Source organism: Micromonospora sp. NPDC048830 (assembly GCF_043198215.1).
Lineage (GTDB): Bacteria > Actinomycetota > Actinomycetes > Mycobacteriales > Micromonosporaceae > Micromonospora.
The window spans coordinates 340,247-364,181 of record NZ_JBICUP010000001.1 but is presented as its reverse complement, the minus strand read 5'-3'; the positions used below and the strand labels follow the sequence as shown (position 1 = coordinate 364,181).

The 23,935-nt window shown below is 73.5% G+C and carries 24 protein-coding genes and 1 pseudogene; 8 read left to right on the top strand and 17 right to left on the bottom strand.

From position 1 onward, the window contains the following. Positions 1-13: 13 nt before the first annotated feature. The 3 genes from purD to ACGFIZ_RS01765 form a co-directional block, all read right to left on the bottom strand. Complete coding sequence (purD, locus tag ACGFIZ_RS01775) at positions 14-1,267, bottom strand: phosphoribosylamine--glycine ligase (protein ID WP_393414579.1); 1,254 nt, start codon at positions 1,265-1,267, stop codon at positions 14-16. Positions 1,268-1,409: 142 nt separating this feature from the next. Next, positions 1,410-2,153, bottom strand: coding sequence for a hypothetical protein (locus ACGFIZ_RS01770; protein WP_393414576.1), 744 nt, complete (start codon positions 2,151-2,153; stop codon positions 1,410-1,412). Positions 2,154-2,551: 398 nt separating this feature from the next. After that, the gene (locus ACGFIZ_RS01765) at positions 2,552-3,841 is read right to left on the bottom strand and encodes an adenylosuccinate synthase (protein WP_347666283.1); all 1,290 of its coding nucleotides are present in this window, start codon (positions 3,839-3,841) and stop codon (positions 2,552-2,554) included. A 121-nt stretch (positions 3,842-3,962) separates the two neighbouring features. Between ACGFIZ_RS01765 and ACGFIZ_RS01760 the strand changes: the two genes are divergently transcribed. Further along, positions 3,963-5,006 (top strand): hypothetical protein, encoded by a 1,044-nt coding sequence (locus tag ACGFIZ_RS01760; protein ID WP_393414573.1) that lies wholly within the window; start codon positions 3,963-3,965, stop codon positions 5,004-5,006. A gap of 713 nt (positions 5,007-5,719) precedes the next feature. Then, positions 5,720-7,477 (top strand): chromosome partitioning protein, encoded by a 1,758-nt coding sequence (locus tag ACGFIZ_RS01755; protein ID WP_393414868.1) that lies wholly within the window; start codon positions 5,720-5,722, stop codon positions 7,475-7,477. Positions 7,478-7,538: 61 nt separating this feature from the next. On the opposite strand, the gene ACGFIZ_RS01750 is transcribed toward ACGFIZ_RS01755, so the two are convergent. Then, positions 7,539-7,967: a DUF3151 domain-containing protein gene (locus ACGFIZ_RS01750; protein ID WP_347666286.1), complete on the bottom strand. Its 429-nt coding sequence runs from the start codon at positions 7,965-7,967 to the stop codon at positions 7,539-7,541. A gap of 280 nt (positions 7,968-8,247) precedes the next feature. Between ACGFIZ_RS01750 and ACGFIZ_RS01745 the strand changes: the two genes are divergently transcribed. Continuing rightward, on the top strand, positions 8,248-9,453 hold the full coding sequence (locus ACGFIZ_RS01745) for an LOG family protein (protein WP_393414568.1): 1,206 nt from the start codon (positions 8,248-8,250) through the stop codon (positions 9,451-9,453). Positions 9,454-9,547: 94 nt separating this feature from the next. On the opposite strand, the gene fbaA is transcribed toward ACGFIZ_RS01745, so the two are convergent. Both fbaA and ACGFIZ_RS01735 read right to left on the bottom strand, forming a co-directional pair. Further along, positions 9,548-10,570 (bottom strand): class II fructose-bisphosphate aldolase, encoded by a 1,023-nt coding sequence (gene fbaA, locus ACGFIZ_RS01740; protein ID WP_347666288.1) that lies wholly within the window; start codon positions 10,568-10,570, stop codon positions 9,548-9,550. Between the two features lie 159 nt (positions 10,571-10,729). Next, positions 10,730-11,122, bottom strand: a complete 393-nt coding sequence (locus ACGFIZ_RS01735; protein ID WP_393414564.1) for a phage holin family protein — start codon at positions 11,120-11,122, stop codon at positions 10,730-10,732. 126 nt (positions 11,123-11,248) lie between these two features. Here ACGFIZ_RS01735 and ACGFIZ_RS01730 point away from each other — a divergent pair, with 126 nt between their 5' ends. Together ACGFIZ_RS01730 and ACGFIZ_RS01725 are read left to right on the top strand one after the other, a co-directional pair. Next, positions 11,249-11,461: a hypothetical protein gene (locus ACGFIZ_RS01730; protein ID WP_393414561.1), complete on the top strand. Its 213-nt coding sequence runs from the start codon at positions 11,249-11,251 to the stop codon at positions 11,459-11,461. Between the two features lie 22 nt (positions 11,462-11,483). Further along, positions 11,484-11,816 (top strand): hypothetical protein, encoded by a 333-nt coding sequence (locus ACGFIZ_RS01725; protein ID WP_393414559.1) that lies wholly within the window; start codon positions 11,484-11,486, stop codon positions 11,814-11,816. Between the two features lies 1 nt (position 11,817). Here ACGFIZ_RS01725 and ACGFIZ_RS01720 read toward each other — a convergent pair whose 3' ends face one another. After that, entirely contained in the window at positions 11,818-12,048 is a 231-nt protein-coding gene (locus ACGFIZ_RS01720; protein WP_393414556.1) for a sigma factor, read from the bottom strand. A gap of 196 nt (positions 12,049-12,244) precedes the next feature. On the opposite strand from ACGFIZ_RS01720, the gene ACGFIZ_RS01715 reads away from it, so the two are divergent. The 3 genes and pseudogenes from ACGFIZ_RS01715 to ACGFIZ_RS01705 all read left to right on the top strand — a co-directional run bounded on the left by ACGFIZ_RS01715 (position 12,245) and on the right by ACGFIZ_RS01705 (position 16,264). Further along, positions 12,245-13,825, top strand: coding sequence for an LPXTG cell wall anchor domain-containing protein (locus ACGFIZ_RS01715; RefSeq protein ID WP_393414553.1), 1,581 nt, complete (start codon positions 12,245-12,247; stop codon positions 13,823-13,825). Positions 13,826-14,037: 212 nt separating this feature from the next. Then, positions 14,038-15,312: pseudogene (locus ACGFIZ_RS01710) on the top strand (polynucleotide kinase-phosphatase); the annotation flags it as partial. A 46-nt stretch (positions 15,313-15,358) separates the two neighbouring features. Then, entirely contained in the window at positions 15,359-16,264 is a 906-nt protein-coding gene (locus ACGFIZ_RS01705) for a DedA family protein (RefSeq protein WP_393414550.1), read from the top strand. Positions 16,265-16,481: 217 nt separating this feature from the next. Here the strand turns inward: ACGFIZ_RS01705 and ACGFIZ_RS01700 are convergent, their stop codons facing one another. The 10 genes from ACGFIZ_RS01700 to ACGFIZ_RS01655 all read right to left on the bottom strand — a co-directional run bounded on the left by ACGFIZ_RS01700 (position 16,482) and on the right by ACGFIZ_RS01655 (position 23,933). Continuing rightward, on the bottom strand, positions 16,482-16,859 hold the full coding sequence (locus ACGFIZ_RS01700; protein WP_007073957.1) for a helix-turn-helix transcriptional regulator: 378 nt from the start codon (positions 16,857-16,859) through the stop codon (positions 16,482-16,484). 57 nt (positions 16,860-16,916) lie between these two features. Beyond that, complete coding sequence (gene pyrE, locus ACGFIZ_RS01695) at positions 16,917-17,456, bottom strand: orotate phosphoribosyltransferase (protein ID WP_393414547.1); 540 nt, start codon at positions 17,454-17,456, stop codon at positions 16,917-16,919. A 151-nt stretch (positions 17,457-17,607) separates the two neighbouring features. After that, entirely contained in the window at positions 17,608-18,414 is an 807-nt protein-coding gene (locus ACGFIZ_RS01690) for an SDR family NAD(P)-dependent oxidoreductase (RefSeq protein WP_393414544.1), read from the bottom strand. A gap of 9 nt (positions 18,415-18,423) precedes the next feature. Continuing rightward, complete coding sequence (locus ACGFIZ_RS01685) at positions 18,424-19,044, bottom strand: hypothetical protein (RefSeq protein ID WP_393414541.1); 621 nt, start codon at positions 19,042-19,044, stop codon at positions 18,424-18,426. A 100-nt stretch (positions 19,045-19,144) separates the two neighbouring features. After that, on the bottom strand, positions 19,145-20,047 hold the full coding sequence (locus ACGFIZ_RS01680) for a hypothetical protein (protein ID WP_393414537.1): 903 nt from the start codon (positions 20,045-20,047) through the stop codon (positions 19,145-19,147). A 126-nt stretch (positions 20,048-20,173) separates the two neighbouring features. Next, a complete protein-coding gene (locus ACGFIZ_RS01675; RefSeq protein ID WP_393414534.1) occupies positions 20,174-21,766 on the bottom strand; it encodes a polyamine aminopropyltransferase in 1,593 nt (530 codons plus the stop codon). After that, complete coding sequence (locus tag ACGFIZ_RS01670; protein ID WP_393414531.1) at positions 21,763-22,548, bottom strand: hypothetical protein; 786 nt, start codon at positions 22,546-22,548, stop codon at positions 21,763-21,765. The genes ACGFIZ_RS01675 and ACGFIZ_RS01670 overlap by 4 nt, the downstream gene beginning before the upstream one ends. After that, positions 22,548-22,970 carry a DUF350 domain-containing protein gene (locus ACGFIZ_RS01665; protein WP_393414528.1) on the bottom strand — a complete coding sequence of 141 codons (423 nt, stop codon included), beginning with the start codon at positions 22,968-22,970 and terminating at the stop codon, positions 22,548-22,550. Before ACGFIZ_RS01665 ends, ACGFIZ_RS01670 begins: the two co-directional genes overlap by 1 nt. 37 nt (positions 22,971-23,007) lie before the next feature. Beyond that, positions 23,008-23,433: a DUF4247 domain-containing protein gene (locus ACGFIZ_RS01660; protein WP_393414525.1), complete on the bottom strand. Its 426-nt coding sequence runs from the start codon at positions 23,431-23,433 to the stop codon at positions 23,008-23,010. Further along, a complete protein-coding gene (locus ACGFIZ_RS01655) occupies positions 23,430-23,933 on the bottom strand; it encodes a DUF2617 family protein (protein ID WP_393414522.1) in 504 nt (167 codons plus the stop codon). The genes ACGFIZ_RS01660 and ACGFIZ_RS01655 overlap by 4 nt, the downstream gene beginning before the upstream one ends. Between the last annotated feature and the right edge of the window lie 2 nt (positions 23,934-23,935).

The following is a 23,935-nucleotide window of genomic DNA, read 5'->3' as shown; positions in this document are numbered from 1 at the left end:
CGACGCCGCCCGGTCAGCTCGCCGGTACCGTGATCCGGCCGTCGACGGCCGCGGCCGCGATGTCGGTGCGATGGTGGGAGCCGGCCAGGTCGATGCCGTCCACCAGCGCGTACGCGGCGTCGCGCGCGGCGGCCAGGGTGGGGCCGGTGGCCGTACCGCAGAGGACCCGGCCGCCGGCGGAGAGCAACGCGCCGTCGGCGGCCCGGCGGACGGTGCCGGCGTGGATGACGCCCGGACGGTCGGCGCCGGTGATCACGTCGCCGGTGCGCGGGGCGGCGGGGTAGTTCTCGGCGGCGACCACCACGGTCACCGCCGCGCCCTCGCGCCAGCGCAGCGGCGGGTGCGCGGCCAGGGTGCCCGTCGCCGCGGCGTGCAGCAGGCCGGCGAGCGGGGTCTCCAACAGCGCGAGGACGACCTGGGTCTCCGGGTCGCCGAAGCGCGCGTTGAACTCGATCACCCGGGGGCCCGCAGCCGTGATCGCCAGCCCGACGTAGAGCAGCCCGGCGAACGGGGTGCCCCGGCGGCGCATCTCGGCCAGGGTCGGGTGGACGACGTCCCGCATCACCTCGTCGACCAGGCCGGGCGGCGCCCAGGGCAGCGGAGCGTACGCCCCCATGCCGCCGGTGTTCGGGCCGGAGTCGCCGTCGCCGACCCGCTTGAAGTCCTGCGCCGGCAGCAGCGGCACCGCCGCCTCGCCGTCGGTGACCACGAAGAGGGAGACCTCCGGACCGGCCAGGTACTCCTCGATCACCACCCGGCCGCACTCCTGAGCGTGCTGTTCAGCGACCGCCCGGTCGCTGGTCACCACGACGCCCTTACCGGCGGCGAGCCCGTCGTTCTTCACCACGTACGGCGCCCCGAACTCGTCCAGCGCCTTCGCGACGCTTCCCGGATCGGTGCAGGTGTACGCGCGGGCGGTCGGCACGCCGGCGGCGGTCATCACGTCCTTGGCGAACGCCTTCGAGCCCTCCAGCCGGGCCGCCTCGGCGGACGGGCCGAACACGGGGATCCCCTTGGCCCGTACGGCGTCGGCCACCCCGGCGACCAGCGGCGCCTCCGGGCCGATCACGACCAGGTCGGCGGCGGCCTCGACGGCCAACGCGGCGACGGCGGCCGGATCGGCGGGGTCGGTCTGCCGCAGCTCGGCCACGCCGGCGATGCCGGGATTCCCCGGCGCGGCGATCAGCGCCTCAACGGCCGGATCGGCCACCAGCCCGAGGGCGAGCGCATGCTCACGCCCCCCACCACCCAGAAGAAGTACCCGCACGCTGTCAAATCCTACCCACCCCACCCGCGCCACCTCCGTCGCGCTCGTGATCAAGAGATTTACGTCAAAGTTGATCGCCCGTATGACGCAAACGTCTTGATCAGAAGATTGCCCGCCGCCGCAGCCGCCGCGTGGGGAGGCGTCAGTGGTGGGCGGACATCGCGCGGCGGACGGTGCGCGGAATGTAGTCCGGATGAAGGGTGTCGGCCCAGGTGAAGCGTAGGATCCGCCACCCCGCGTTGACCAGACGGTTCTGGCGACGACGGTCCGCGAAGAGGGCGTCCAGCGCGGCATGCGGGCCGTTGCCGTCGGCCTCGGCGATCAGCCACGCCGCGCGCCAGCCCAGGTCGCCGATGCCGAGCAGGCGACCTTCCTCGTCGCGGACCTCTAGTTGCAGCACGTCCGGTGGGACGCCGCCGTCGACGCACCGCAGGCGCGCCCGTGTCTCGAGCGGCGACTGCGCCCGACCGTCCGCGTCCGCGAGGTACGCCCGCGCGGCCACCGCGCCCCGCCGACCCCGCATCAGTGCGGGGACCGCCGCCAGGTCCTCGTCGGTCAGGAGCCGACGGTTCAATGCCGAGTCGAGCACCGCCACCGCCGGATACCGGCTCTGGCGGAGTATCACATCGGTCACCGTACGCAGCGGTGACGTGACCGGGATACCGGACACTTGGACGATGTCGCCAGGTGCCGTCGTCAACTGATGGACGACGAGCAAGGGGTCGCTGAGTCGCTGGGGCCGGGGGCGGGCCACCGGCACGGAGGCATGAATCGCCGAACTTCGGGGCAGCCCGGCAATGCGGTGCAGCTCGAGGGCCGTGTCCAGGACGGCGAAGGCGCCTGGCCCGAGACAGGCGACGGCGGCTCGGATGCGGGCACGGCGCATGCCGGCAGGGGTAAGCCCCGGTCCCGCACCGGCGACGCTCTCGGCCGGGACGAAACATCCACGTGCGATACGCGTCCATCGACCGGAGCGACACAGGTGGCGAACCTGGTCCTGGTCAGCCCGGCAGCCAACGCCTGGGCGGCGGTGACCATTCCGTCCTGCTCGGCGGCGACCCGCCGGACGAGTTCGAGAGGCGTCACCTGACCCAAGCTGCCCCAGCAACCCGCCCCAGCTCGACCCCTGTGGATAACCCTGTGGAAAACTCGGATACCGCTTCTGCCCGGAACCACCCTTCCTCGGTGATCAAGAGCTTTATGTCGTCACGAGCCGGTCTCGTGACTCATTTCTCTTGATCACCGAGGAGGGTTAGGGAGCCGGCGATCGGGCGGGGCTCGGGGTCACGGGAGGAGGGGGTGGCGGGTTACGTTCTCCTCGCGGCCCGGCCCGACGCCGACCACGCTGACCCGGGTGCCGCACAGCTCCTCGATGCGGGCGATGTAACGGCGGGCGTTCTCCGGGAGCTCGGCCTCGGTCCTGGCCGTCGTGATGTCCTCCCACCAGCCGTCCAGCTCCTCGTAGATCGGCTTGGCGTGGTGGAAGTCGGTCTGCGTCATCGGCATGTCGTCGAACCGCTCGCCGTTGATCTCGTACCCGACGCAGATCGGCACCTTCGGCATGCCGGTCAGCACGTCCAGCTTCGTGACGACCAGGTCGGTGACGCCGTTGAGGCGGCAGGCGTACCGGGCGACGACCGCGTCGAACCAGCCGCACCGGCGCTCCCGGCCCGTGGTGGTGCCGTACTCGTGGCCGACCTTGCGCAGGTGCTGGCCGTTGTCGTCGAACAGCTCCGTCGGGAACGGGCCCGAGCCGACCCGCGTCGTGTACGCCTTACTCACCGCGATGACCCTGCTGATCGCCGTCGGCGGGATGCCCGCGCCCACGCACGCCCCGCCGGCCGTCGGGTTCGACGAGGTGACGAAGGGGTACGTGCCGTGGTCCATGTCGAGCATGGTGGCCTGGGCACCCTCCAGCAGCACCGTCTCGCCGCGGTCCAGGGCGTCCCAGAGCATCACCCGGGTCTCCGCGATGTACGGCCGCAGCCGCTCGGCGTACTCCAGGTACTCCTCGACGGTCGCGTCGACGTCGATCGCCTTGCGGTTGTAGACCTTGAACAGGATCTGGTTCTTCTCGCGCAGCGCGAGTTCCAGCTTCTTGCGCAGGATGCCCGGGTCGAGCAGGTCCTGCAGCCGGATGCCCATCCGGGCGACCTTGTCCCCGTACGCCGGCCCGATGCCGCGGCCGGTGGTGCCGATCCGGGACGAGCCGAGGTAGCGCTCGACGACCCGGTCCAGCGCCCGGTGGTGCGGCATGATCAGGTGCGCGTCGCCGGAGATCCGCAGCCGGGACACGTCGACCCCGCGCTCGGCGAGCCCGTCGATCTCGGTCAGCAGCACCTTCGGGTCGACCACCACGCCGTTGCCGATGACGATCATCGCGTTCGGCGAGAGCGCGCCCGACGGCATCAGGTGCAGGGCGTACTTCTGCCCGTCCGGCGTAATGACGGTGTGCCCGGCGTTGTTGCCGCCGGAGTAGCGCACGACGTAGTCGACCCGCTCGCCGAGCAGGTCGGTAACCTTGCCCTTGCCCTCGTCGCCCCACTGGGCGCCGAGGAGCACGATCGCTGGCATCTCCACCGCCTTCAGAAGGCTCGGGTGCCAGGTGGCGACCGGTCAGCGAGCCCGGGGTGTCAGGCTAACAAGTAGTGACGGCGTGGCCGGCAGGGGTCGCGGCGGGAGGTCGGGAGGCTTCGTGTACGACGTGGTGCTGCTCACTCTCGGCTCGGAGCGGGACGCTCCCGGCGGAGGGTGCGGCAGCGGCGGAGCCTGCTGCGGCGTCGCGACCGAGAGCCCGGAGAAGACCGACTCCGAAAAGACCAACTCCGGGAAGGCCGACGACGCCGGGAAGGCCGACGAGCGCTGCGAGACTCCCCGGGTGCCGGTGCTGGCCTGCGCCGACGCGCTCACCGCCCGGGGCGCCCGCGTCGAGACGGTCACCGCCCGCTCCGACGCCGAGATCGACGAGGTGCTGGCCCGGCTCGACGGCCCGCCCCGCCCCGACGGCCTCACCTGGCCCGACCCGGACTCCAAGACCCGGCTGGTCGTCGCCACGGCGAGCGACGCCCAGTTGCGCGCCGTCCTGCGCCGACTCGTCCGCCGGTACGCTCCGCCGCCCAGCCGCCGCCCCGACGACCTGCCCGGCGACCGTACGGTGCCGGACCTGCCGCCGGTCGGCGTACTCCCGCTCGATCCCGCCCGGGGCGGCGAGCAGCGGGACCTGGCCGCTCAGCTCGGGCTGCCGCGCGACCCGGCGGCGGTGGCCGCCGCGGTGCTCGACGGCAACCCGCGTCGGCTCGACCTGCTGCGCAACGACGGTGGCTCGGTGACACTGGACGGCGCGCTGCTCGGCGCGGCCGACGAGGCCGGTCGTCCGCTGCCCTGGCGGGGCCGGGTGGAGGTCGACGACGCGGTGCTCTCGGACGGCGACGATCCGCTGCTGGCGTGCGCGGTCGGCAACGCGGGCGGGTACGCCCAGCTCGACGGGCTGCCGCTGCTCACCACCGCCGACCCGACGGACGGCGTGGTGGAGGTGGCGGTGGCCGTGCCCGTGGTGACCCGCTCGCTGCTCGGCAGGAAGCGGGTGCGTTTCGAGGTGCGCCGGGCCCGGGGCCGGGCGGTGGCCGTCATCCCGCGCGACGAGCGGGTGCCGTACCTCGACGACGGGGCCGCGGGGGAACTGAGCCGCAAGCGGTCCTGGTGGATCGAGCCGGGCGCCTGGGCGGTCTGGACGGCCTGATCCCGCAGGCCGGACCGCCGGCGCGGGTCGGCGGCGATCACCCGCCCCGGCGTCGATGGCCGGGCGGCTCCGCCGCGGGGGCCTATCCTCGGCAGGAGGAATGGGAAGGAACCGTCGTGGACGAGAACGTCGACCGGGTCCACGTACCCGGCCAGCAGCCGGCGCCGGAGCGGGACATCGAACCGCTGTGGCGACCGGACCCGAGCGATCCCGGGCCGGCCGCACCCGCCCCGCCGCAGGCCGAGGCCGGCTGGCCGGCGGCCCCTCGCCCGCCGGCCACCGTCGCGCCGCACGCCGCCGGCGACGGGTACGCCGATCCGCAGCACGGGTACGCGGACGCGACGGACGCGCGGGACGCGTACCCGAGCCTCGCGGCGCAGATGTATCCGTCGCTCGACCCGCACAGCGGGTACGCGCCACGCCGGCCCGGCGTCGGGACGCAGGCCGCCCAGCCCGCGCCCGCGCCCGTGGACCTGAACCTTCCCTTCACGATGGACGGGCGGGTCGCCGCCGAGGCGTCGACGGGCGGCACCGCCGAACCCCAGGCCGTGGGCGGCACCGCCGAACCCGAGGCCGCGGGCGGCACCGCCGGATCCCGAACCGCGAACGGCACCGCCGAGGGCGGACCGGCGAGCGGGACGGCCGAGGGCCGATCGGCGGCGGCCGACGCCCGCTGGACGACGGCGGGCCCGACGTTCGACGTTGGTCAGCCGGTGGCGGACCCTGCCGAGGCAGCCACCTCCGACGGGGCGGCGGCGAACGGGCAGGGTGAGGCGGCCGCGCCCGATTGGGTGGCGAGCGGGCCCGTCGAGGCGGCCGCGCCCGACGGGGCGGCGGCGGATGGGCAGGTCGAGTCGGTCGAGCCGGCGCCGGACGCGCCGGCCGAGACGCATCCGGCGGCGGATACGGGCAGGACGAACGGCGGCGTACGTGGACCCGGCGAGTCGCCGTGGGCGCTGCCGCCGCAGCGGCCCGCGAACGGCGGCGCGGAGGCGCCGCGGCCCTCCGCGAGCGGCGGCCCCGAGACGGTGCACCCACCGGTGAGCGGCGGCCCCGAGACGGTGCGACCGCCCACGATCGACGGCCCCGAGGCCGTACGGGCGGGGCAGCCAGCGCACCAGCCGTTCCCGCCGACCGAGGCACCCGCCCCACCGACCGAGATCGCCGGGCAGCCGGTAGAGGGGGCCGGGCAGCAGGTGGAGGGGGCTGGGCAGCCGGCTCCGGCGCATCCGCCCGGACCGTACCCGCCGGTGTTGAACCCGCCCGGTCCGCTGACGCCGACCGCGTACCCGCCCGTCGCGGGAGCGCCGGCCGACCCGTACGCGCCCGGGTACGTGGGCGCCGCCCCGCCGGTGGGGTGGGGCCCCGGGCCGGCCCAGCCCGGCGAGACGGGGGTGGCGCAGCCCGGGACGCCCGGCTGGCACCCGCCGGCCTGGCCGCAGCAGGGCCAGCCGCCCGCGCCGCAGCCGCCGTACCAGGAGGCGGACGGGGTGACCCGGGTGCCGCCGGGCTACCCGGACCAGGCCTGGGCGCCGGGCACGCACGTCCCGCCGACCGCCGAGGACTTCGCCCGGCGCCGCCAGGCGCGGCCGGCCGAGCCGCTGGCCACGATGGGCGTACGGGCGGTGGTGAACCGGATGGGCCTGGTCCGACTCGCACCCGGCCGGCACGAGCAGGAGCTGCGCCGCGACATCGAGATGGTGCGGCGCAACTTCGGCGGCCTGCGCCAGGTGACCGTGGTGAATCCCAAGGGCGGCGCCGGCAAGACGGTCGCCATCCTGCTGCTGGCCATGACGTTCGGCCAGAAGCGCGGCGGCTACGTGCTCGCCTGGGACAACAACGAGACCCAGGGCACGCTCGGGATGCGCGCCCAGCAGGACTTCCACTCCCGCACCGTGCGGGACCTGCTGCGCGACCTGGGTCAGTTCCAGGGCGCGCACGGGCGCGTCGGCGACCTGTCGCAGTACGTGCGCTCGCAGGGCGAGGGGATGTTCGACGTGCTCGCCTCGGACGAGTCGGCGACCGGCGGGGAGATGCTCACCGCCTCGGCGTTCGCCGAGATCCGGGAGGTGGTCAGCCGGTTCTACAAGTTGATCTTCGTGGACACGGGGAACAACGTCCGGGCGCAGAACTGGCAGGCCGCGATGGACGCCACCGACCAGTTGGTGGTCACCATGTCGGCTCGGAACGACTCGGCGGAGACCGCCGCCCGGATGCTCGACCATCTGGAGCAGAGCGGGCGGCAGCGGCTGGTCCGGCAGGCGGTGACGGTGGTGTCCATGCCGCCGTCGCGCAAGGAGATCGACCTGCCGGCCATCCAGGACCACTTCGCCGCCCGAACCCGGGCGGTGCTGCTGGCACCATACGAGAGGTTGATCGACACGGGCGAGCCGCTCCGGTACGGGCAGCTCTCCTCGGCCACCCGGGACGCCTGGCTGAAGATCGCCGCAGCGGTGGCCGAGGGCCTCTGAGCGGCACCACGGCCGGCCCGACGAGCCGTCGGACCGGCCGTGGTCGGTCGGCGGGGACGGGTCAGTTGCTGGCCAGCGCGTCCGCGGCCGCCGGGTCGCAGTCGCGCAGGAACTGGGCGCAGCGGGCGGCCTCGTCCGCCTCGCCGATCTCGCCCGCGGCGCGGGAGAGCACGTAGAGGCAGCGGAGGAAGCCCCGGTTGGGCGCGTGGGACCAGGGCACGGGGCCGTGCCCCTTCCAGCCGCTGCGGCGCAGCTGGTCGAGGCCGCGGTGGTAGCCGGTCCGGGCGTACGCGTACGCCGGGATGACCTGGCCGGCGGCCAGGGCCCGGCTCGCGAGCGCACCCCAGGCCGCGCTGTAGCTGGGGAAGCTGGCCGCGACCGGGGCGTACGCCTCGTCGGTGCCGGCCTCGGCGGCGTCGGCGAGCGCGGCGTCGGCGTCGGCGTCGGCCGGTAGGAGGGTGGCCGGCGGCTCAGGCAACAGGTTCTGCATCGTCCCATTCAACCCGCTTCGCGGTGCGGCGCGCGAGGGGGTCCGCGGACCCGCCTGGCTGAACGGCTGAGGCGTTGGTCACGCCTGTGGTGCCCGCCACCCCACCTGCGGCCCATGCCGCCCGGCAGTATTTTCCACTACAACTATTGGTCCGGAGCCTCCCCAGGACCCGGTTACGCGGGAGCCCGGCGGCCGGCCGCCGGGCTTCCGTCGGTCCGGCACCGGCACGGGATGCCCGGGACCGGTTTGGCGGGTTGCCCGGGGCGGGCAGGATGGCCTGGTGCCGACCCCACCTCCCGCAGACGTCATCGAACCGACCGACACCAGCTCCCTCGAGGTCGAGACCCGCAGCGCGTTCGACCAGCGGTTGACCACCGGCACCCTGGCCGGGTTGACCGTCCAGGGCCTGCGCCTCGACCTCGACCCGGTTCCCGACCTGACCCGGACGGAGGTGACCGGCACCCTCTTCGTCGGCTGCCGCTTCGCCTCCCGAGAGGTGGGCGCGGACCTGGTCCGGCGCGGCGCGAACGTGGTGCCGCCGTTCTCCGGGCTGCCGTACCCGACCCAGCCGTCGCACCTCTACACGCCGGACGACCTGGCCGCGGGCTTCGCCGAGGGCGGCTTCGCCGCCATGTACGACACCCGGGTGTACGAGCACTTCCGGGCGCACGGCGGGGCGCTGCCCGACGTCCGGGAGGCGCTCGGCCAGCGGCTGCACGACCACGGCGTGGACAACGCGCTCGTCGACGCCACCCGCGCCTGGCTGGCCGCGCGCGGGCCGCAGTCGGTGGTGGGCGTGATGGGCGGGCACGCGGTGCCGCGCGGCAGCGTGCCGTACCGGATGGCGGCGGTCCTGGGCTGGGAGCTGGCCCGGGCCGACCGGCTGGTGGTGACCGGCGGCGGGCCGGGCGTGATGGAGGCGGCCAACCTCGGGGCGTACCTGTCGACGCGACCGGCGGAGGAGCTGACGGCGGCGATCGATCTGCTGGCGACCGCGCCGGACTTCACCGACCACGAGCGCTACACCGCCGCCGCGCTGGAGGTCCGCGCCCGGTGGGCGGCGCCGTCGGGCGTGCCCCGGCAGCGCGGGGACCTGGGCTGGGCGCGGGCCGGCGGGCTCGCGATCCCCACCTGGCTGTACGGCCACGAGCCCGCGAACCTGTTCGCCGGGCGGATCGCCAAGTACTTCTCGAACGCGATCCGGGAGGACACGATCCTGCGGCTGGCCCGGGGCGGGATCGTCTTCGCGCCCGGGCGGGCGGGCACCGTGCAGGAGGTGTTCCAGGCGGCCACGAAGACGTACTACGGCACGGACGGGGCGAGCGGCGCGTACGTCTTCCTGGACCGGGCGTACTGGACCCGGGAGCTGCCGGTCGAGTCGCTGCTGCGTCCGCTGCTGGCGGCCTCGCCGTTCGGTGACCTGTCCGGCACGGTGCACCTCACCGACGACGTACGCGAGGCGATCCGGCTGCTGACGGCCGGCTGAACGAGCCCTTCTCCACCGCGGGCGTCAACGGGGACTCCGCACAGAACGGCGGCCGGCACCCGCTCTCGGTGCCGGCCGCCGTTGTCGTACGTCCCTACTTCATCTTGGTGCCCGCGGAGCGCAGCGCCTCGCAGGCCTCCACGACGCGGGCGGCCATGCCGGCCTCGGCGGCCTTGCCCCAGACGCGCGGGTCGTACATCTTCTTGTTGCCGACCTCGCCGTCGACCTTGAGCACACCGTCGTAGTTGCGGAACATGTGGTCCGCCACCGGACGGGTGAAGCAGTACTGGGTGTCGGTGTCGATGTTCATCTTCACGACGCCGTAGTCCAGCGCCTCGCGGATCTCGGAGAGCAGCGAGCCGGAGCCGCCGTGGAAGACCAGGCTGAGCGGCTTCTCCTTGCCGTACTTGGCGCCGACCGCGACCTGGATGTCGTGGAGCACCTGGGGGCGGAGCTTGACGTTGCCCGGCTTGTACACGCCGTGCACGTTGCCGAAGGTCAGCGCCGCCATGTAGCGGCCCTTCTCGCCCAGGCCGAGCGCGTCGACCATGGCCAGGCCGTCCTCGACGGTGGTGTAGAGCTTCTCGTTGATGGCGTTCTCGACGCCGTCCTCCTCGCCGCCGACGACGCCGACCTCGATCTCAAGGACGATCTTGCCCTTGGCGGCCTCCGCGAGGAGCTGCTCGGCGATCTCCAGGTTCTCCGCCACCGGAACCGCCGAGCCGTCCCACATGTGCGACTGGAACAGCGGCTCCTCGCCGCGCTTGACGCGCTCCTGCGAGATCCCCATCAGCGGGCGGACGAACTTGTCCAGCTTGTCCTTCGGGCAGTGGTCGGTGTGCAGGGCGATGTTGACCGGGTAGTTCTTGGCGACCTCGTGGGCGTACGCGGCGAACGCCACGGAGCCGGTGACCATGTCCTTGACCGACGGGCCGGACAGGTACTCCGCGCCGCCGGTGGAGACCTGGATGATGCCGTCGCTCTCCGCGTCGGCGAAGCCCTTCAGCGCCGCGTTCAGGGTCTGCGAGGAGGTCACGTTGATCGCGGGGTACGCGAACCTGCCGGCCTTGGCCCGGTCCAGCATCTCGGCGTAAGCCTCGGGGGAAGCGATGGGCATGTCGAACGCTCCTTACTTACCGCTCTCGGCCGTACTGGCCGCTGTCTTCCGTGCGTGCGCCGGACCGCGCTGTCCTCCGCCGGCAGTATCCCGCAGCAGGAACCGGCCGACACAACCGACCCTTCGGTACGTACACCGTGGCCGGATCGGGTCGGCGGCTCACCGCTCCCTCCGGGCGTCCGGCACCACCACGCTGATCAGCCAGCTCACCACCGCCATCACGATGGCGCCCCAGAAGGCGGGCCAGAAACCGTCCACCCGGAACGGCAGGTCCAACTGGCGGGCGAGCCAGCCGGTGAGCAGGAACAGCAGCGCGTTGACCACCAGGGCGAACAGGCCCAGGGTCAACAGGTAGAAGGCACAGCCCACCACCCTGATCACCGGCCTGAGCACGGCGTTGACCACGCCGAAGATCAGCGCCACCACCACGAGGGTCAGGGCCGTCTCGCCCCCGCCGCGGCCGGTCAACTGGACGCCGGGCACCACCAACGCGGTGATCCACAGCGCGACCGCGGTGATCGCCAGCCGGATCAGGAAGCCCACGGCACCCATCCTGGCACCGCGGGTCGGGGCCGGAGGGGCGATTCGGGCGACTCGGCTTCCGCCGCCGCCGAGCGTGGACCCCGTCCAGCCCGTACGGTGTTGGGTAGCTTTCCGCCGGATCGACAGGGAGGGACGATGGCTCAGCCCGAAGAGGACTTCGCCCCGAGCGAGCACCTCGCGCCGGAGGAGCGCGACCCGGAGGCGCCCCCGGCCGACGCCGTCGAGCAGGCCATGTCGACCGACCCGGCCGACGGCGAGCCGGAGCCGAGCCGGGGCCTGGAGGTCGGCGACTGGGACGCGATGGAGCAGGCCCGGGTGGTCGCGGGCGACGAGGACGACTACCGCTGACCGAAACGGTGACGTGCTCGGGGTGGGCGGCGACCCACTCGGCGAGCCGGTCCTCGCGCAGCGCGGCGAGCAGCGCCGGGGCGGCGGCCGGATCCGGGGCGAGCTGGGAACTCGGGGCGTCGACCGGGACGGTCGGCAGGCTGAGGCCGACGGCCTCGATGGACCTCAGCTTCGCCGCCAGCGGCAGCAGGTCGAACAACGATCCGCCGGCGAGGCTGACCGTGACGTCCGGGGCCACCTCGGCCAGCAGCCGCGACAGCCGCACCGGGTCGGTCAACGCGCCCCGCTCGTCGACCCGCCGCAGCAGGGCCGCACCCCGTCGAGCGCGTCGGTGAGGTCCCGCAGCACCGGGTAGGTCAGCACCGCGCCCGCGTCGATCCTCCGCGTCGCCAGTCGACGTACTGGTTGGTCAGCATCCGGCGCACGTACCGCTCGGGCGAGTCCGCCCGCACCACCCGGCGCCAGTTCAACTGGACCCGCGCCATCGTCTCCTGCACCAGGTCCTGCGCCTGATGCGGGTCGCCGGTCAGCATGACCGCGTACCGCAGCAGCGCGGTCAGCCGCGAGTCGGCGAACTCCTCGTACATCACTGCACCTCCCGGTGTCCTGCCTGTGATGACGGAACCGGACGGGCAGAACGTTGCGACGGTGGGCCCTTGCGGCAGATGTTGTCAGCCGTTCGGTCGGTTTCAAAAGAATTCACCCGACCGGGGTGACCTGCCGGCTTAATCGTTTCCTAAGCTCCACGGGCTCCACCTGATCTCCACGGGAGGAACCCCCCTGATGCTCAAGCGCTCCACCCGGCGCTGGCTGGCCGGGCTCGGCGTCGCAGGCGCGTTCGTCGCCGCCTCCGCCGCCCCCGCCGCCGCCGACCCGACCCCCGCCGACGTGACCCTCGCCGAGGTGCAAGAGGCCAAGGGCTTCGGCCTGTTCGCCAACAACGTCACCGTCGCACCCGGCGGGCCCGAGAAGTGGGTCACGCTGCGGGCCCTGACCGACCAGCCGCTCACCGAGTACACCGTCACCGTCGACCGCGGCGCGGTCGACGACTTCGCCGAGGTGCAGGTGACGGATGGCCCTGGCCTCTGCAAGGAGGACAAGGCGGTCATCACGTGCGAGGTGCGCAACGCGGAGCCCGAGCAGCCGGTGATTCAGTTTCCGGTGCTGCCGCTCGACGGGTCGAAGCCGGGTCAGGAGGGAGAGCTGGCGTTCACCGTCACCACGCCGGGCGGCGCCAGCGCCTCCTTCCGCTCGACCGTCACCATCGGTGAGGGTGTGGACCTGGTGTCGGACACGGCCCTGGCGCTCACCGGCCGGCCGGGCGAGACGATGAAGGCCCGCCTGGCCGTGGCCAACCGGGGCGAGACGACCGTTGACGGCAGCGTGCTCCTCGTCTGGGGCGCGTACGCCCTGTCCCCGTCCAAGCGGTACGAGAACTGCGAGTACGGCACCGGCGGGCCGAACTTCTACACACCCAACATGTTCGCCTGCACCTTCGACGACCTGCTGAAGCCGGGCGCGGGCGCCCGGGTCGATGCCGGGTTCGGGTTCACCGTCCCCGGCGACGCATGGGCGCCGGACGAGCAGGTCGGCTTCGCCGTCTGGCTCACCCCCGCCGACTGGGCGGAGGCCCGGGCAGACTTCGATTTCAGCGGCGACAAGGGCACGGACGGGATGCTCAAGCTGGAGCCGACCGACATCCCGGGGACGCTGTCCAGCGCCGCGCAGACGGACGTCGACCCGTACAACAACGAGACCATGGTCACTATCAAGGTGAAGGGCAACCAGAAGGCCGACGTGGCGGCCGACGGCGCCACGGTCACGGCCAAGGTGGGCAAGACGATGCCGCTCGAGGTCGGCTTCACCAACAACGGGCCGGCAGCGATCAACACCGGTGGGAACGGCATCTTCACGGCTGCGGTGGTGACCGTGCCCAAGGGCACCACCGTCGTCAAGGCGCCGGAGAACTGCTTCGACATCGAGGCCGAGGAGGGCGGGGACCTCGGCAAGCCCGGAGGCAGCGTGTACGCCTGTTTCGTGGACGGGATCGTCGGCAAGGGCAAGAAGGCGACGTTCCCGTTCTCGCTGCGCATTGACAAGGCCGGCGCGCTGACGGGCGAGGTCGAACTGTTCCACAGCGACGCTTCCGAGGGCCGGGGCGAGGACCTGAACAAGGCCAACGACATCGCGAAGATCCTGGTCAACGACAGCGACGGTGGCGGCGAGGGCGGCGGTGACGGCGGCACCCTGCCGATCACCGGTTCCTCCACCGGCCTGATCGCCGGCATCGGCGCCCTGCTCCTCGTGGCCGGCGTGGGCGGCTACCTGGTGGCCAAGCGCCGCCGCACCCGCTTCGTCGCCTGACAGAGACCCTTACAGAAACCAGGCAACAGCAACAACCCAGGTGCCCCGCCGACCACGAGGCCGGCGGGGCACCGCCATGTCCGACAAGCGCCACAAAAGGCAGCGACACCCGGACGACGCCGGGACCACGACAGGGTTTCCGGGGAGCCCCGCCCGCGCAGGGATCAAGCCTGACCGCCCGGAGCGGGCGGGGCTCCCCGGAAACCCCCACCGAGTGGTACGCCCCGGCCCGGCCGCTGGTCGCGCCGACGCCGACCCGCCCGGACGCGGTGCTGGACCTGGGCGACGTCACGGGCCGCCGGCACGTGGAGCACGCGTACGGGAAGCTGACCGTGCCGGCGGAGAACGCGGCCGCCGCGCTGGAGGTGATGAGCCGGTTCGCGGTCGACCCGCACCGGCTGGTCTGGCTGCCGCCGACCATGGCCCCCTGCTCGACGTCGACGGTCGACGGGTTCCTGGAGCACCCGGCGCAGGCGTTCGCCGACTACCGGGCGGCGGGCGTCGACCGGGTGGTCTGCGAGGAGAAGCACATGGGCTCGCGGGCCGTGGTGCTGGTGGAGCGCGACGAGGCCGGTGGGCGGTTCGGCGGCGGCGTGGTGCACACCCGCACGGGCCGGCCGTTCTTCGGGCCGCCGCTGGACACCGGGCTGCTGGCCCGGGTCCGCGCGGCCGTGACCGCCGCCGGGCTGTGGGCCGAGCTGGACACCGACTGGCTGCTGCTCGACTGCGAGCTGCTGCCCTGGTCGGCGAAGGCGGGCGGGCTGATCCGCGAGCAGTACGCCGGCGTGGGCGCGGCCGGGCGGGCCGCCCTGCCGGCGGTGCTCGCCACGCTCGACGCGGCGGCCGGCCGGGGCCTGCCGGTGGCGGGGCTCCGGGAGCGGATGGCCGGGCGACGCGCGGACGTCGAGGCGTACTCGGCGGCGTACCGGGCGTACGTGGGGCCGACCGAGGGGCTGCGCGGGGTGACCCTCGCCCCGTTCGCGGTGCTCGCGGGCGCGGGGGTCAGCCACGCCGGCCGGGACCACGCCTGGCACCTCGACCTGGCGGACCGGCTGCGCGCGGCGGACCCGGAGTCCTTCACGGCCACCCGGCGGCGGGTCGTCGACCTGGTCGACGCCGCCGCCGAGGCCGCCGCCACCGAATGGTGGCTGGCGCTCACCGCGGACGGCGGGGAGGGCATGGTCGTCAAGCCGTACGCCGGGCTGGCCGCCAGATCGCCGAAGGGCTCCCTGCTCCAGCCGGGAATCAAGTGCCGCGGCCGGGAGTACCTGCGGCTCATCTACGGGCCGGACTACACCGAGCCGGAGCAGCTCGCCGCGCTGCGTCGCCGGTCGCTGGGCCGCAAGCGCGGGCTGGCCCTGCGGGAGCACGCCCTGGGCCTGGCCGCGCTGGACGCGCTGGCGGCGGACGCCCCGCTCTGGCGCCGCCACGAGCTGGTCTTCGCGATCCTCGCCTGCGAGTCCGAGTCGGTCGACCCCCGGCTCTGAGCCACCACCCCCGCGCCGGCCCGCCCGGTCAGGCGCGGGGGCACAGATGGGTTGGGTAACCTGTGTGGCCGTGGACACAGCAGAGAAGGCCCGGACGGTCTCCGAGAGCCTCGCCCTGAACCCGCTCGACCCGAAGGACCTGCTTCACACCTTCGGCCTGGTCGGCGTCTGGGTGATCCTGTTCGCCGAGACGGGCCTGCTGGTCGGGTTCTTCTTCCCGGGCGACTCGCTGCTGTTCCTGGCCGGCGTCGCCGCCTCGCCGGTGGCCGACGCGATCTTCGGCAGCGGCACCCGGCTCTCCCTGGCCGGGCTGCTGATCGGCGGGCCGATCTGCGCGATCGTCGGCGCCCAGCTCGGGCACTGGCTCGGCGCCCGGTACGGCCGGCGGATGTTCGACAAGCCCAACTCCCGGCTGTTCAAGCGGGAGTACGTGGAGAAGGCCGAGTACTACTTCCAGAAGTTCGGCCCGGCCAAGGCCGTGGTGCTGGCCCGGTTCATCCCGATCGTCCGCACGTTCCTCAACCCGGTGGCCGGGGTGCTCGGCATGCCGGCCAAGCAGTTCTTCCTGTGGAACGTGGTCGGCGCGATCGTCTGGGTGGACGGCATCCTGCTGATCGGCTACCTGCTGGCCGACCAGATCTACGAGGCGATCGGCGACAAGATCGACAGGTACATCCTGCCGGTGGTCGCGCTGATCATCGTGATCTCGGTGCTGCCGATCTTCTTCGAGTTCCTCCGCGACCGGCGCGCGCGCAAGCGGGGCGAGGCCGTGACGGTGGTCGCCACGGCGGCCGTGGCAGGCGTCGCCGAGGCGGCCCGGGACGCCGTCGAGCACCGCCGCCACGACCAGCCGCAGCACCCGCACGAGCAGCACCCGTACGGGCAGCCGCAGCAGCAGCCGTACCCGCCGCAGGGCGGCGGGCGCTGGCCGGAGCACGGCGAAGGTCGCTGACCCCTTTTCCGAGCAGCCATAACCGAACCGACGCCGCGACGGCGACGGCCGGTCCCCGAGGTGGGGGCCGGCCGTCGTCGAGCCGCGACCGGACAGGTTCGTTCCGGCGAGCTGGAAAGGCAGCTGCTGGTGACGGGCAGGCGTCACCGCCCGGTGGCGCCACCCCTGACACGCCACCCGGCTCCGTCCCCGGTACGGGACGGCCCGGCGCAGAGCCTCAGCGGGCCTTCTTGGTGGCCCGCTTACGCGGCGGGGTCAGCAGATCCGCGATCGTGGCGATCGCGGTCGGCACCAGCCGGTAGTACGCCCAGACACCGCGCTTCTCCCGCTCCAGCAAGCCGGCCTCGGTGAGGATACGCAGGTGATGGCTGACCGTCGGCTGGGAGAGGCCGAGCGGTGCGGTCAGGTCGCACACGCAGGCCTCCCCCTCGGGGGCCGACTGGATCAGGCTGAGCAGCCGCAGCCGGGCGGGATCGGCAAGGGCCTTGAGGACCCCCGCCAGACGCTCGGCGTCGGCACGTTCGATCGGCTCGCCGGCAAGCGGCGAGATCTGAGGCATGGTCATTTCAGCCAACGCAGTTCCCACGTATTCCATCCTTCCACCAGCAGCATCGATCCGCCTGCATATCAGCAGATCCGAATCGGCAAACTTTTAGGCCACAAGGCCGAGGTCAGCCAGCGTAAAGGCCGCCCGATAGGGCAGTCCGGCGGCTCGAACCGCGTCCCCGGCTCCGCGATCAACAATAACCGCCACGCCCACGACGTGAGCCCCGGCCTCGCGCAGTGCCTCCACCGCGGTCAGCACGCTGCCACCCGTCGTCGACGTATCTTCGACCGCCAATACCCGTCGTCCGGCCACGTCCGGTCCCTCGATGCGACGTTGCAGTCCATGCGTCTTACCCGCTTTCCGTACCACGAACGCATCGAGGGGACGGTCGATCTCCGACGCGACGTGCAGCATGGCGAGCGCGACCGGGTCCGCGCCCAGGGTCAGACCGCCGACGGCGTCGTACTCCCAGTCGGAGGTCAGGTCGAGCAGCGCCCTACCTACCAACGGCGCCGCCCGGTGATGGAGCGTTACGCGCCGCAGGTCCACGTACCAGTCCGCCTCCCGCCCGGAGGAGAGCACCACCCGCCCGTGGACCACGGCCAGGTCGGTGATGAATTTACGCAGGTCGTCGTGGTCCTCCATGGCGATAGAGGGTACTGCGCAAGTTTGGGAGGCGCGTGCGGGGTCCACTCCGCTCAACCATGTGGGCGACCGACGGGTGACGATGCCGGCTACTCTGTGCGACCGCGACGGGCGGTGGCGGCCGTCCGTCGGCGTCGTACTGTGCGTCGGCTCAGCCCGAACGGGGGTCGTCGCGCCCGCGGGTGTCCCGGGTGAACCGGCGCAGCAGGCTCCGGGGCGCGTACCGCATGCCGGCCACGGCCAGCTTGTACCGCCCGGACGGAACGCTCACGGAGCGGCCTTTCCGCAGGTCACGCAGGGCCTCGTCGACCACCTGCGCCGGCTGCAGCCACAGGAATCCGGGTGTTCCGGAGGTGTCGATGCCGACCCGCTCGTGCGCGCCCGTACGCGTGTAGCCGGGGCAGAGTGCCATGACGCGGACCCCGCCGCGCCGGGTGGACAGATCCACGGACTCGCTGAACGCGGTGACCCACGCCTTGCTGGCCGGGTACGTCGACCCGGGCATGACCGGGGCGAAGCCCGCAACCGAAGAGACATTTATCACTACCCCGCGGCCGCGCCGGATCATCGGACCCACCGCGGCCAGGGTCAGCCGCAGCACGGCGTGCACGTTCAGCCGCAGCAGACGCTCCTCCGCCGCCACCGACGAGCGCAGGAAGGGCTGGTTGAGGCTGATGCCGGCGTTGTTGACCAGCAGCTCGACCGGGGAGCCGTCGGCCAGCCGGGCCTCCACGGCGGCGCAGCCGTCGTCGGTGGACAGGTCCGCCGGGAGGACCTCGACGGGGTGGCCGTACCGGTCGGTCAGCCCGGCGGCGGCCTCGGCCAGCCGGGCGGCGTCGCGGGCCACCAGCACGAGGGCCCACCCGTCGGCGGCCAGCCGGCGGGCGAACTCGGCGCCGATGCCGCTGGTCGCCCCGGTCACCAGCGCGCGCCGCTCGGCGGGTGCCTGCTCCGACACGGCGGCCCCTCAGCGGAACGGAGGCGGGGGCACGGCCGGCGGGAACCCGACCGGGACGGGCGCGGGGCGGGGCCGGCGGAACCACGCGTTCGCCTGCGGCAGGGCCAGCAGCACGGCCACCACGAGGTACCCGAGCAGCTGGCCGACCGACAGCGCCGCGTTGACCGGGACCCACCAGGGCGGGTACGCGTCGGCGAGCAGGCCGAGCAGTTCGGCCGTCGTCCGGTCGCCGCTCAGCCGCAGCGGCGCGGCCCGCTCGCCGACCAGCGCCGCCAGGCCGCAGCAGCCGGCGAGCAGCCCCAACCCGCAGACGACCCAGGTCGCCACCCGGGCGCCGTTGCGCCGCGCGAGCAGCCCGAGCGCCAGACCGACGAGCAGGGCGCCGACCAGCACGGTCAGGATCGCCGACACCACGACGACGGCCTGGAGCAGCGTGGCGAACCCGTCGATCTCCTCCGGGCCGGCGGCCGTGCCGCCGGCCGCCGCGCGGAACCGGTCGACGGTGCCGTCGAGGGCGACCAGGCCGACGACCGCGTAGGCCAGGGCGCCGACGGCCATCAGCACCAGCACCGCAGCCGCCAGCCACACCGGCGCGGGGCGACGGGCCGGCGCCTGATCGGGGTACGACACGACAGGTCCCTCCGGTAGGCGTCCGGAAGGAACCTACTCGGAGGGACCGTCGATGTCGCTGTTATCCGATGCTCACCGCGCCGGGTCGACCCGCCGTCCGTCAGCGTGGCGCGGACGGCTCCCCGCCCGGGCGGTCGGTCGGCGGGGTGCCGCCGCCGTCCTGCGGCTGCCCCGGTTCGGACGGGCCGGCCGGCGGGGCCGTGGTCGGGGGCGCGTACGGCGAGGTGGGCTGGCCCGGGGCGGGTGGATATCCCGGGGCCTGGTATCCGGGGCCCTGGGGGTAGCCGGGAGCCTGGGGGTAACCCGGAGCCTGCGGGTGGCCGGGAGCCTGCGGGTATCCCGGAACCTGCGGATAGCCCGGGGACTGGGGGTGGCCGGGGGCCTGCGGGTACGCCGGGTAGGTTCCGCCCGGAACCGGCGGCTCCCAGCCCTGCTGCGGCTTGCGGAAGAACTCGTTCGACGCCGGCAGGGCCAGCAGGATCAGCGCGGCCAGCAGGGCCAGCAGCCCGACCACGTTGAGCGTGACGTTGAGCGGGCCGAGCCACGAGGGCAGTGCCTCCTCCAGCCGGCGCTGGATCTCCTGCCCGCTGGGCACGTCGCCGGACGTCTGGCCGCTGGAAGTGACGAGGCCACCCGCCAGGCCGCTGATCAGGTTCGTGCCGGTGCAGCAGGCCAGGATGCCGCCGAGCACCCAGGTCGTGATCCGGGAGCCGTTCTTGCCCCGGTTGTTCAGCACGGCGAGCACCGCCAGCCCGGCCGCGAGCAGCAGGACGAGGACGGCCGCGCCGAGACCGAACGCGAAAGCGATGTCCGCCAGCCCCTCCGCGCCGTTGGCGGAGGTACCGGAGTACGCGTCCCGCAGCACGTCGCGGGTCTTCCCGATGAACGCCAGCGTCAGGATCAGGTTGATCACCTGGATCGCGGCGAAGGACAGCAGCAGGTAGCTGGAAACGGTGACGACGGCCGGACGTGTCCGGGCCGGCGGGCTGTGGGGGTCGACCACGGTTCTCCTTCCCTGGATCGCGCCCACACCGTATCGACTACCGGCCAGCGCGGCACGGGTGGCGACGCCCGGGCGCGCCGACCGGTGGCCGGCGGGGCGGCGGACGGCCGGCCGCGCCGTCCCGTCCTAGTAGCCGCGCCACTCCACGCGGGCGTACTCCAGGACCCTGGGCTGCAACAGGGTGGACGCGGGCACGTCCAGCCGGCCCCGGTCGGCGGGGAAGCTCGCGGCCGAGCGCAGCGTCCCGGCGTCCAGGAACCGCAGCCGGGGGGCGTCGGCCGGCAGCGCCAGGGCCGGCGGGGCGTCGCCCGGCGCGGCGAGCACGAAGCCCCAGTCACCGAAGCTCGGCACGTCCACGTGGTACGGCACGGTGGCGAAGCCGGCCTCGCGTACCGACGCCTCGATCGACCAGTACGACCGGGGCGCGAAGTACGGCGAACCCGACTGCACCACCAGCCGGCCACCCTCGGCGAGCACCGACCGGACCAGCGCGTAGAACTCGACCGTGTAGAGCTTGGCGGTGGCCGTCTCGTCCGGGTCGGGCAGGTCGGCCACCACCACGTCGAACCGCTCCGCCGCGCCGCGCAGCCAGCCGAACGCGTCGACGTTGACCACCCGTACCCGGGGGTCGGCGAACGCGTCGCCGTTGAGCCGGCGCAGCTGCGGCTCGCTGCGGGCGAGCCGCACCACCGCCGGGTCGAGGTCGACCACCGTGACCCGGCGCACGTCGCCGTACCGCAGGATCTCCCGGACGACCAGCCCGTCCCCCGCGCCGAGCACCAGCACCTCGCCCCGTGGGCCGTTCAGCGCCGGATGCGCCAGCGCCTCGTGGTAGCGGTACTCGTCGATCGAGCTGAACTGGAGGTCGCCGTTGAGGTAGAGCCGCAGGTCGGTGTCGGCGTGGCCGGGCTCCCGCACCGAGCGGGTCAGCACGATCTCCTGGTAGCGGCTGCGCTCGGCGTGCACCACCGGATCCCGGTAGAGCTGCTGCCGGGCGGTCACCTCGAAGTCGCGGGCGGTGATCCAGGCGTACGACAGGCAGAGGGCGACCACGACGGTGCCGGCGGTGAGCGCGACCCGCGCCCGGCGGCTCAGCTCCGCCCGGAACACCGTGCCCACCAGCGCGAGGCCGGCCACCGCGTTCACCGCCCCGACCACGAGCGCGCCCTTGAGCTGGCCGAAGACCGGCATCAGCAGGAACGGGAAGGCCAGCCCGCCGAGCAGCGCGCCGACATAGTCGGCGGCGAAGAGGTCCGCCACCGCGCTGCCGGCGGACTGCTCGCGGATGCGTTGCAGCAGCACCATGAGCAGCGGGATCTCCGCGCCGATCAGCAGGCCGAGCACGAACGCGGTGCCGACCAGCGCCGGCCCGTACAGGTCGAGCCAGGCGAAGGCGGCGTACAGGCCGAGCACCGAGAGCCCGCCGAGCAGGGCGAGGGTCAGCTCGATCGCGGCGAACGCGGCGGCGGCCCGCGACTGCAACGGCTTGGCGGCGAGCGCGCCGACGCCCATCGCGAAGACCATCACGCCGAGCACGATCGACGCCTGCCCGACGGCGTCGCCGATCAGGTAGCTGCCGAGCGCGACCAGGGCCAGCTCGTACACCAGGCCGCAGGCGGCGCAGACGAACACCGCGACCAGCACCGCCGCACGGGACAACCGCCAACGGGAGCCGGTGGCCGGGCCGCCGTCCGTCGCCGCCGGGGCGTCGGCGGTCACGCCTCTTCCCGGGTACGGCCGGAAGCCGTCGCCGTCGCCTTGGCAAGCTGGCGGCGGCGCTGCACCAGCCCGACGGTGACGAACAGCGCGGTGACCAGCAGCAGGGCGCCGGCGGCGATCAGGTAGCCCCACCGGTCCCGCCACAGGTCGGTGGCGGCGTCGGGCAGCGGCGACGGCGCGGCGGCTGCCGGGGCCGGGGTGGCGGCCGGCTGGACCAGCTCCGCCTCGGCCGCAAGCAGCGGCAGCATCACGGCAGCCCTGGTGGTCGCCCAGCCCGGATCGTCGATGAACACCTCGTCGATGAGCCCGAACCGCTCCAGCCCGCTCGTCATGCGCACCAGGTCGATAGCGGGGATGTCGCTGGAACCGCTGACGTCGACGTTCGCGAAGTCGTTGCTGTCGCTGCTCTCCGAGACGTAGCCGACCCGGGCGTGCACCTGCAGCCAGCGCGGGCAGGCCGGGTTGCCCTCGACCGCCACCCCGTCGCCGAGGTTGGAGCCGACGCTGCGCGGTTCGTCGTCGTAGGCGTAGTAGTCCTCCAGCACCCAGCCGTAGCAGATGCCCTGGCTGGCGGAGGAACGTTGGAGGATCGGCACGGTGTCGCCGCGTTCGACCGCGGTCGGGGCGGGCACCTCTGTCCCGCCGTCGTCGCCGCCGACGTCGAACTTCCAGACGCAGCCGACGATCGTGAGCACGACGAGAATCACGATGATCCAGGGGAGGGCCTTGTTCGGAGCCGGGTTCCCCGCCTGCCCGCCGTCGGGCTGCTTCCCGTCGCCCATCAGCTGATCGCCGCCGCGATGATCGCGCCCGTCGCCAGGTGCACCACCGCGGACACCCAGACCGCCGGGTGGGGCTCGGGGTCGACCAGGATCTCCCCGAGCCGGCCCGGGGTGGCCACGTCGAGCAGCACGAACGCCGCCGCCATGACGACCAGGCCGAGGATCCCGTACGCGGCCGCGCCGACCAGGCCGGGGACGAAGTCGTCCGCGCTGGCGGCGATCGCGGCGACCACGATGGTGCCGACCCCGGCCAGGTTCGAGGCGAGCAGCAGCGCGGCGTTGCGGTTGCGCTCGGTCCAGATCAGCTCGTGGAGCTTGCCGGGGGTGGCGACGTCGACCAGGACGTAGCCGATCGCCATCAGGACGACGCCGACCACGCCGTAGGCGAGCGTGACCAGCAGATCGGTGACCAGGGACTGCACAGGGGACTCCAGGATTCGTCGAGGTGGGAGGGGTCGGTCACTTGCCGGAGCCGGGGCCACCACCGCGGACCGTGCTGCCCCGCCCCCAGCCCCAGTGGTTGCCCACCGTGCCGTGGTAGCGCGGGTAGGCGGTGGTCAGCCGCTCCAGCAGGATCACCGAGCCGGCGGCGATCGGCAGGATCACCACCGAGTCGTCGTCGTAGCGCAGGTAGACGCCACTGCCGTCGACGTACTGGTCGGCCGGCTGCCACGCCTCGGTCACCTCCTTGGCGACCTGGCTGGGCGACTTCGCCGACGTGTACGCGACCGCGCCGTCGCCGATGTCCCGGCTGGCGGCCCGGGTGTAGCGGTCCTCGACGTAGCCGCGTGGGGAGAAGTTGCCGTAGAAGATCGCGAAGGCGGCGATCAGCGCGCCGATGACGGCAAACGCCGCTCCGACCACGAACCACCGTCGGTACGTCACAGGCTTACCACCGTCTCGGTCAGGACCAGCTCGTTGGTCTGGGGGTACGCGTGCCAGGTGTGCCAGCCGACCGTCCCGCCGGGCGGGTCGGGCCGCACCGCGAGGGCGGTCACCGCGTCGACGTCGCCGGGGAAGACCCCGACCAGCGCGTACGGGTCGCCGGCCAGCTCGGCGCGGAGGGCGCCGACCCGGTCGCTGAGCTCTCCGGGCGGCGGGCGGAGCACGGTCGCGGCGAACCGGTAGCCGTTCGCCGCGTCGAGCAGCGTGGCGGGCAGCTCCGGCGGCCGGCCGGGCAGGCACGCGACGGTCTCGGTCAGCTCGGCGCCCGCCGCGCGGAGCACCACCTGGTGCGAGGCACCGAGCAGGCGCAGGCGCAGCCGGAGCCCGGCGGGCAGGTCGAGGTCGAGCACGTGCAGCGCGGGGCGCTCGGCGTCGCCGAGGGCGAGGCTGAGGTCGGCGGCGCGGGTGTCGACGTACGGGGCGTCCAGGGTCACCAGCACGA